General features: G+C 63.2%; 8 protein-coding genes. 1 reads left to right on the top strand and 7 read right to left on the bottom strand.

Annotated features, from left to right (window positions below; genetic code table 11):
• The 7 genes from EDC64_RS23060 to EDC64_RS23660 all read right to left on the bottom strand — a co-directional run.
• The coding region (locus tag EDC64_RS23060) for a transposase (protein WP_207916173.1) at positions 1 to 636 on the bottom strand (636 nt) is incomplete at its 3' end.
• A 356-nt stretch (positions 637 to 992) separates the two neighbouring features.
• Entirely contained in the window at positions 993 to 2,423 is a 1,431-nt protein-coding gene (locus EDC64_RS23055; RefSeq protein ID WP_132036185.1) for an NAD-dependent succinate-semialdehyde dehydrogenase, read from the bottom strand.
• 2 nt (positions 2,424 to 2,425) lie between these two features.
• Positions 2,426 to 3,655: a CaiB/BaiF CoA transferase family protein gene (locus EDC64_RS23050; protein WP_132036183.1), complete on the bottom strand. Its 1,230-nt coding sequence runs from the start codon at positions 3,653 to 3,655 to the stop codon at positions 2,426 to 2,428.
• Entirely contained in the window at positions 3,652 to 4,446 is a 795-nt protein-coding gene (locus tag EDC64_RS23045) for a crotonase/enoyl-CoA hydratase family protein (protein ID WP_132036181.1), read from the bottom strand. The genes EDC64_RS23050 and EDC64_RS23045 overlap by 4 nt, the downstream gene beginning before the upstream one ends.
• A gap of 17 nt (positions 4,447 to 4,463) precedes the next feature.
• Positions 4,464 to 5,600, bottom strand: coding sequence for an acyl-CoA dehydrogenase family protein (locus EDC64_RS23040; RefSeq protein WP_132036179.1), 1,137 nt, complete (start codon positions 5,598 to 5,600; stop codon positions 4,464 to 4,466).
• Positions 5,600 to 6,604 (bottom strand): acyl-CoA dehydrogenase family protein, encoded by a 1,005-nt coding sequence (locus EDC64_RS23035; RefSeq protein WP_132036177.1) that lies wholly within the window; start codon positions 6,602 to 6,604, stop codon positions 5,600 to 5,602. Before EDC64_RS23035 ends, EDC64_RS23040 begins: the two co-directional genes overlap by 1 nt.
• A gap of 10 nt (positions 6,605 to 6,614) precedes the next feature.
• Positions 6,615 to 6,752 (bottom strand): hypothetical protein, encoded by a 138-nt coding sequence (locus EDC64_RS23660; protein ID WP_165933869.1) that lies wholly within the window; start codon positions 6,750 to 6,752, stop codon positions 6,615 to 6,617.
• A 232-nt stretch (positions 6,753 to 6,984) separates the two neighbouring features.
• On the opposite strand from EDC64_RS23660, the gene EDC64_RS23030 reads away from it, so the two are divergent.
• The gene (locus tag EDC64_RS23030) at positions 6,985 to 7,779 is read left to right on the top strand and encodes an IclR family transcriptional regulator domain-containing protein (protein WP_132036175.1); all 795 of its coding nucleotides are present in this window, start codon (positions 6,985 to 6,987) and stop codon (positions 7,777 to 7,779) included.
• Positions 7,780 to 8,685 lie beyond the last annotated feature (906 nt).

The raw sequence follows: 8,685 nt of genomic DNA, 5'->3' as shown, positions 1-8,685 counted from the left end.
CGATCCTCTTGCCCTTTTGGGCATGTTGCGTTCGCAGGCTTGCAGGAAGTCGAGATTGCCCGCCGCCGGAGCCGCGTTGCCCTCGCGGAACTCATGGCCGATCACAAGCCCAAGTTCGGCAATATGTCCGACAAGCGGCATATAGCCCTTCTCGCCCTTATAGGTGTAGCGCGCCTCGCGCTTCTCCGCGACGATCTGCGTCGCGTCGATGTCGAGCGTGTAAGCCGTGCGATCATCCTGGCGCAGCAAGCGGCGAAAGAGGCAGCGGTTCACCCGTTGCAGCCCCGCCAGTCCGTCGCTTTCTTTCGAGCCCATGCGACGCAGCCAGTCGCCGGTGGCGTCGCTGCTCGGCATTTCTTCGAGTTGAAGCAGAGTGCGCAGCCCGGCGTCCTTGCGCAAGACGCGCAAATCCTCCAACGTCCGACCGCCGCCCGCGAGCATCAGAACCTGCGGTACGACATGAACCGAAGGGGCGTATCCCGCCGCGCTGCCGGGACGGGGCAGTTCGTGGTCGATCAAGCCGGCAACGCCCATCGACCGCAGATATTCGCCAAACAGCGCCAGTCCGCCATGCGCGGTCAGTGATTCGTCCGTCGCCGCCAATTTGAACGGCAACACCGTCTGCAACGCCCCCATCGCACCCACCAGGTGAACGAGCCGCTAAATCAACAGGACCGATTTTCGCCAAAGATCAAGGCTTTATCGAGTCTGGACATTCTTCATCGCGGATATTGGGCGACGAGCACGCGATGCCGAGCGGCGATGATGATGATACGCGCATGAGGTGCCGATCGTCGAAAATCAGGTCATTGCCGATGATCACAAGGTGGTTGCTGGGACGGCGTGCCTGGACTTTCAGCGCCCACCGTCGGCGCATTTGCGCAAGAGACGCCTGAAGCATGATCTTGCTGCAATGCCCGCCCCCATCTGGATGGGGGCGGGCATTGATGACATTGGTTTCCGTAGACTTTCGGAACCTGCTCAGGGTTTCACTATGATTCCCGTGCGGTGACCAGGAACGGCGTCAGATAGGCGCTTATGCCTTCCATCCCCCCTTCCGACCCCATTCCGCTGTCGAGCACACCACCGAAAGGTGTCTCGGGCATCGCCAGGGCGAAATGATTGACGCCCAGCATCCCGGCCTTGATGCCGGAAGCGATCCGATGCCGTGTTGTCGAATTCTCCGTAAAGGCATAGGAGGCGAGCCCGACAGGCAGCCGGTTCGCCTCTGCCAGCGCGGCGTCGATATTGTCGACCTTTGCCACCAGGGCCAGGGGGCCGAAGGGCTCTTCGTTCATGGCGCGCATGTCTGCCGTCATGTCCGCAAGAACGGTCGGGGCAAAGAACCAGCCCTGATTGCCGATCCGTTCACCGCCCGCGGCGACACGCGCGCCCTTGGCGACAGCGTCGTCGTAAAGCCCCTGCACCTTGGTCAACTGCGCCGCGGTTGTCAGCGGCCCCATGGCTGTCTTCGGGTCTGCCCCGTTGCCGACGGTAATTTTCGCGGCCGCCTCGGCCATACCTGCAACGAAGTCGTCATAGAGAGGGGTCTCGACCAGAAACCGCGTCGGCGAAACACAGACCTGCCCCGTATTTCGGAACTTCCACTCTGCCGCCAGCGGAACCAACTGGGACAGATCGGCATCGCGGGCAATGATCACCGGCGCATGGCCGCCCAGTTCCATCGTGACTTTCTTGAGTTCATGGCCGGCGGCGCTGGCGAGCAGACGCCCGACGCGGATGGACCCGGTCAGGGAAACCTTGCGGATCTCCGGCACCTTGATCAGCGTGTCGGAAATTTCCGCCGGATCGCCCCAGATCAACCCGATGGCCTTGGGCGGCAATCCCGCGTCAAGCAGCGCCCGGCAGATGCGCCAGGCCGTCATCGGCGTTTCCTCCGCCGGCTTCAGGACCACGGAACAGCCCGCCGCCAGCGCCGGCGCAAGTTTCTGCATCACCGTGAAAGCGGGGAAGTTCCAGGGCGTGAAGGCCGCGACCGGCCCGACGGGCCGCTGATGCACGGCCCATGTCATGTTTGCCGCCCGCGACGGGACAAGGCGTCCATAGGTGCGGCGCCCCTCTTCGGCAAACCATTCGAGACAATCGGCGGAAACCATCCATTCGCCCCGCGCCTGCGCCAGGGGCTTGCCCTGCTCACGGGTCATGTCGCCGGCGGCGGCGTCTGCCTGTTCCCGCATGATCGCCGCCGCGGCGCGCAGGATCTTGCTGCGCTCAAAGGGCGAAACGGCGGACCACTCAGCAAAGCCCTCGGCGGCAAGTCGCGCCGCCTCGATCGCCTCGGCCCGGCCCGCTTTGGGGATTTGGGCGATTTCGGTTTCGGTCGCCGGGTCCATCAACGGCAACGTTCCCAGGGATCCCGTGTCCCGGGCCTCTCCGTTCAGGATGAGCGTGGGGCGAGTCATTGTCATTTCCTCCCTTGATTGGCTTCTGGCAAGCAGATTGCCCCGGCCTTGGTAAGCAGCTGAATTTCGGTGTCGTCGAGCCCCAGATCACGCAATATCGCCGCACCATCAGCCCCAAGCGCCGGTGGTGCCCGCCGGATCGTCGCAGGCGAGGATGACATGATCGCAGGAAACCGGACCTGCGGCGTGCCATGCCCGTCAGGAGTGGCGACTGGCACGACCATGCCGCGCGCCTGCACCTGCGGATCGGCAAAAACCGCCTGGATGCGGTTGATCGGCCCGCCCGGCACTCCGGCAGCATCCATCGCGGCAAGAAGTTCAGCGCTGTTCCAGCTGGAGATCTCGCATTCTAGTTCCGGCTCCAGCATCGCGCGGTTGCGATTGCGCAGCTCATTGGTCAGATAATCGGGGTGTTCGGCCAGGTCGGTACGGCCCAGCACCCGGCACAGCGCACCGAACTGTTTGTCGTTGCCGACGGCAACGATGATATGCCCGTCAGCCGCCGCAAATGTGCGATAGGGCACGACATTGGGATGTGAATTGCCCATGGGGCGTGGCGTCACGCCGCCGACAAGCCAGTTCATCCCCTGATTGGCCAGAATGGCGACAGAAGTGTCCAGCAGGGCACAATCGATGTGCTGCCCCTCACCGGAGCGTTCGCGGTGGTGCAGGGCGGCCTGAATGGCGATGGTGGCGTACAGGCCGGTAAAGATATCTATGACCGGCACGCCGACCTTCACCGGGTCGTCGGCAGATTTGCCGGTGACGCTCATCAGTCCGCCCATCCCCTGCACCAGAAAATCATAGCCGCCGCGCCCAGCATAGGGTCCGGTCTGACCGAACCCTGTAACGGAACAATAGATCAGCCGCGGATTGATCGCGCGCAAGCTGTCATAGTCCAGCCCGTAACGCGCCAGATCGCCGGTTTTGAAATTCTCGACCAGGATATCCGCCTCGCGGGCCATGCGCCGGATGAGCGCCGCCCCCTCGGGCAGGGCAATGTCAATGGCGATTGACTGCTTGTTGCGGTTGCAGGTCAGGTAATAGGCCGAAAACTGCTCTCCGCCCAGTTCGGCCGAAGGCGGCCCCCAGGCGCGCGTGTCGTCGCCCGCGCCGGGTCGTTCGACCTTGATCACCTCGGCCCCCAGATCGCCGAGAATCTGCGTGGCCCAGGGTCCCGCCAGAACCCGAGAAAGATCGAGCACCCGGATCCCGTCAAGCGCGCCGGTCATGATCTCGATTTCTCGATGCGCGCGCGCATGGCCGCAAGCGCCTTGGTGTAGTCATCGGTTTCATGTGCAAGGGCCTGCATGGCCGATGACAGCTCCAGCGTGACGGACAGATCACGATTATAGGCCTGACGCAGCAGCCGGCGGGTCATGCGCACGGCATGACGCGGATTGGCGGCAATGCGTCCAGCGACGGCGCGCGCTTCATTCAACAGCTCGTCGTCTGGAACGACGCGGCTGACCAGCCCATAGCTCAGCGCGGTTTGCGCGTCGATCGTGTCGCCGGTCAGCGCCATTTCCGAGGCGCGCGCAAAACCCACGACGCGCGGCAGCAGCCACGCGCCGCCATCGCCCGGCACGATGCCGATGCGGACAAAGCTTTCGGCGAACGTCGCAGACGCGCCAGCGATACGCAGATCGCACATCAGTGTCAGATCGCAACCGGCGCCGACCGCCGGGCCATTGACCGCGGCGACGATGGGCAGGTCGCAATCCTCGAACGCAAGCGGCAGCCGTTGAATCCCGGCCCGGTAGTTGCGCCGGGTGATCGCCGGAACCTTGTCCACCAACCCCTGTCCCGGCGACATCGACTTGATGTTCCCGCCCGAGGAAAAGGCGACCCCCGCACCCGTCAGCACAATCACCCGGGCCTCCGGATCAGCCTGCGCTTCGGTCAGCGCGGCAAGAATCGCCTCGATCATCGGCAATTCCGAGATTGCGTTGCGGGTTTCCGGCGCGTTGAGCGTCATTGTCACAATGCCCGCCTCGTCACGCTCCGTCGTTACAAGCGTCATGTTTTCGTCCCTTTTCTTCACCGCAGACCGAGGCCACGGGCAATGATTCCGCGCAGGATTTCGCGGGTTCCTCCCCGCAGCGAAAAACTGGGGGCGGCGAGCAGGATGCGCCGAAACACCGCCGCATATTCGGGGTCCGACGCATTTTCGCGCAGAACGCGCCGCGCGATTTCCGGCACGTCCTGTTCGAACAATGCACCCAGATCCTTGACGATTGCGGCCGCCAGAACCGGCTGTTCGCCCCGCGCCAGACGCCCGGCGACCGACAGCGACATCTGCCGCAGCACCATCAACCGGGCGACCATGCGGCCCAGATCGGAGGTTTCTGCCGCGCCGGGCATGCGTTTGTGGCAGCGCAGCAATTCATCCACCAAAACGAAGGATGAAAGGAACCGGTCCGGACCGCTGCGCTCGAACGCCAGTTCCGACATTACCTGTGCCCAGCCGTCGCCTTCCTTGCCCAGCAGGGCGTCAGGGGGCAGCAGGACATTGTCAAACGACACTTCGTTGAAGTGGTGCTCTCCGGCGATGTCCAGAACCGGGCTGACGGAAATCCCCGGAAGGCTCATGTCCACGAGAACCTGACTGAAGCCGCCGTATCGGCTCTCGGCCTGGCCAGTGCGGCAAAAGACGATCATGTAATGCGCCTTGTGCGCGTATGTCGTCCACAGCTTGGTTCCGTTCAGGACATAGCCATCAGCCGTCTTTTCGGCTCGTGTCCGCGCGGACGCCAGATCCGAGCCGCTGTTGGCCTCGCTCATGCCGATGCCAAAGAAACAGGTTCCCGCCGCGATGCGCGGCAGGATGGTCCGGCGCTGTTCCTCGGTGCCATGGCGCAGGATCAGGGGCGCGCTTTGGCGATCCGCAATCCAGTGGGCCGCAACGGGCGCCCCCGCCGCGAGCAGTTCTTCGACGACGATATGCCGGTCCACGGCACTGCGGTCATGGCCGCCGTATTCTTTCGGCAGGGTCATACCCAGCCAGCCGCGTTCGCCCAGATTCCTGCTGAAACCTGCGTCGAACCCGGTCCAGGATCGTGCCCGTTCGCGGGCGGGCAGATCCGAAAGCGCTTCGGCGAGAAAGGCGCGGACCTCATCCCTCAGCGCCGCCTGCGCCGGAGTCGTCGTTTCAAGCGGAAAGGTCGGAAGTGCCATCACGCCACCTTTGCCAGGTCGCAGGCGGTCAGTGCGGGCCACAGACCACGCTCGGGTTGGGTTTGCGCCCAGTTCGCCAGATACTCGGCCCATTGTGATTCAGAACCGTCCTCGTCCCGCCACGACCAGAGACGGCGGGTCAGCAGATGCAGGGGATATTCCTCGCTGAAACCGATGGCTCCATGAACCTGATGCGCGATTGACGCTGCGGCCGTCGCGGCCTCTGCCGCGCGCAGCTTTGCCGCGGCCGCAGTCGGAATGAAAACCTCTTCCCCCTGCGTCGCGAGTGTTTCAAAAGCTGCCACCGCCATGTCGGCGGCAACGGTGGCGGCACAGCTGTGGGTCGCAAGAATGGCCAGTTGGTGTTGGATCGCCTGAAACTTTCCCAATGGGCGCCCGAATTGTTCGCGCTCATTGCAATAGCGCAGGCACATATCGGCAACCGCCTCGATCGCGCCGGCCATCTGCACTGTGCGCAAGGTCGACATGACCGCGCGCAGAGCGACGGGGGACATTGCGACACGAGCCTGCGGCGCGACCGGTTCGATAGCGATCAGCACATCACGCTCCTCGCCCGCGTGGTTGGTGCCCGGGTGCCAGAGTTCGGCGGCGGGATGCAGAAGGGACAGCCCGACACCGCGATCCAGTTCGGACAGGCAGACGACCCTGCGCAGATGACGCCCGAACGGCACCGCCTCCACGCCACTCCAGGCCAACGCCACGGGCCCGTCGAGCATTCCCAGCCCGGCCTGCGACGCCACCCAGTTGGCCAGCAGCGTTTCGCCCAGCGGCAGGGCGACGGCACAGGCCGCCGCCACCCGCACGGGGGCAAAGGCTTCCCGGGCGGAGAAACCGAATCCACCATGTTCTTCGCTCAGCAGGGCGAGTGGAAACCCCGCCTCTTCGGCGGCTGACCAAAGCGCGGGGTCGAACCCCCCCCCCCCGCGACCGGCAAAAAGCTTCTCCGATGTCTCAAGGACCATGGAGTAGGTCGAACTGTCCATTGCATCGCCCTCAGTCATGGGTCAGACGCGGCCGCTCGATGCCGAGCCGAAGACCGTGTCCGCCGCGCCCATGCGCCGCCGGAACGATGTCATATGAGGTGATCGCGAGACGCTTTCGCGCGACATTGGGCGCCATCGGGCCAGCCATGACCTTCCTCCGATTCTCGAAACGTCAGCAGATGAAATATTATTTCATTTGCACTTTAATGCTCCTGATGCAAAATGCAACCCGGTTCGAAAGACTGTTCGCCGATCACAAAAACGGCCAGGGGAGAGCCGCAAACGGAGAATTTTCTCGTCGCGTCATCTACTTCACTCTTGGCACCGCTCTCGATCCATGGAAGCGCCGGTTGGGGAAATGACAATGTGGGGGATCTGACATGGCCTACCAACCGGTGACCGCAGCCCTGCGGGTGCTCGACGTTCTGGCTGCGATCAGCAAGACGACAGGAAACGCCACGGTGGGTGAAATTCACCGCCTGACCTCGCTGGACAAGGCAACCATCGTGCGGATGCTGACAACGCTGGCCCATGCCGGATATATTGTGCGCGACAGCGACAGCCGGACCTACCACGTCACCGGCAAGACCCTGCAGCTCAGCGTTGGCTACAACCGGCATCAGGCCATCGGCGCAGTTGTGTCCGAGGATCTGGCGCAATTTCGGCAATCCATTGGTTGGCCTTCGGATGTGTCGATCTTCGACGAGGACGCAATGCTGGTCATCGAGACCTCTCGCGAAACCGAGCCGATGCGCTTTTTCCGCAAGCCGGGATATCGGGCACCGATGTTTTACACCAGCCTCGGGCGGTCCTATCTCGCCTTCTGCCCGGAAGAGGAACGGCAAGCTTTCCTGGAGCGCGCGCAGAAGAATCCCGCACCGGAATTCGCCTTCGCGCGCGCCCCGGATGCATTGGAAGCGCTGCTCGAAAACGTGCGGGCGCGGGGCTATGCCACGATGGACGAAAGCTATTCACGCGATAACTACGAGTCGCAGTTTTTCAGCATCGGCGTCCCGATCCGGACGCACACGCAGGTGTTCGGCGCCATGAACATCATGTATCTGCGCCGCGCCATGACGCCGGATGAGGCGCGCGATCAGTTTCTCGCGCCGCTGGTCGAGGTTGCGGACAAACTGGCCGCGAAACTCGAAACGCATACGGGCGACATCGCCTGATACATGTTGCTGCCGCGCGTCCCGACCATTCCACTCCCGAAGGCTTCCCGGATGCCACAAGCCACAGGCTTCGTGGGCCTCGGCGCTATGGGCTTCGCGCGGTGCCGGCTCGATGAGAGCTGTCGCCACTTGGCTGTCGCTAACCGGACAACGAGGTTGACGTTGTAGCTTCTTCCTTCACCTCCGCCGGCAGAAAATTTGACAAGCCGGCCTTCGGCGTCCAGCCCGCGCGTGTCCATGCAGGCACCCCACATTAAGAGCGCGTTTGAGAAGGATTGAACGAACCCGCTGACGCGGGAGATTTGGGTGATTTGTGACGGGAAGCTCCTGGTGGGAGGGTTTGGGTGTTGAAGCCACCCAGCCCACCAGGAGGTGCCCCACGGGGATGGTCGAGTAGCTAATCCATTCGGCTTCGCCCTCACAGATCCGGGCATGCGGCTTTCCCGCACCCGGCTCCTCCCGGAAGTAACCCGCGTTAAGCTGCTCGTGGTGTCCATGGGTGCGTAATCCGAGGTTTCGGCAAGGGGAAGCGCGCTGTCACATGCTCGAACCAAGCCCAGCTCTGGTCCCGGTTCTTCTGGCTTCGCCGCCGTAGGCAAGTGAGCCAGATTCGCCGGACTTCCTGCATGAACGCGTTCAGAGCCCGCCAGTTGTGCGGCACGCCGAAGTTGTGTTTCGGCATGGAAGATTGACCCCGTTGTGAGGGGGATCGGCGTGTAATTTTGGGTCTGACGCAGTTTTGGTGAAGAATATCTAGGGCGCGCCGATGAGACGAGCCTGCAGGAGATCGAGCTTTCCTCTGCCGTACATCGTACGCCTACGGTCTAAACCGCCTTTCGAACTGACCGGCGCGGTAAGAGACTGCGCGTATGGACGTCCATAAGCACAGTGCCTTCGAGCGTTTGG

Origin of the sequence: Aquabacter spiritensis (assembly GCF_004346185.1) — a bacterium.
GTDB classification, from domain to species: domain Bacteria; phylum Pseudomonadota; class Alphaproteobacteria; order Rhizobiales; family Xanthobacteraceae; genus Aquabacter; species Aquabacter spiritensis.
This window is presented reverse-complemented; position numbering and strand designations above follow the sequence as displayed.

Coding starts and splice junctions, on each gene's coding strand:
- EDC64_RS23055 (WP_132036185.1), bottom strand. CDS start 2,423: ATGACTCGCCCCACGCTCATCCTGAACGGAGAGGCCCGGGACACGGGA.
- EDC64_RS23050 (WP_132036183.1), bottom strand. CDS start 3,655: ATGACCGGCGCGCTTGACGGGATCCGGGTGCTCGATCTTTCTCGGGTT.
- EDC64_RS23045 (WP_132036181.1), bottom strand. CDS start 4,446: ATGACGCTTGTAACGACGGAGCGTGACGAGGCGGGCATTGTGACAATG.
- EDC64_RS23040 (WP_132036179.1), bottom strand. CDS start 5,600: ATGGCACTTCCGACCTTTCCGCTTGAAACGACGACTCCGGCGCAGGCG.
- EDC64_RS23035 (WP_132036177.1), bottom strand. CDS start 6,604: ATGGACAGTTCGACCTACTCCATGGTCCTTGAGACATCGGAGAAGCTT.
- EDC64_RS23660 (WP_165933869.1), bottom strand. CDS start 6,752: ATGGCTGGCCCGATGGCGCCCAATGTCGCGCGAAAGCGTCTCGCGATC.
- EDC64_RS23030 (WP_132036175.1), top strand. CDS start 6,985: ATGGCCTACCAACCGGTGACCGCAGCCCTGCGGGTGCTCGACGTTCTG.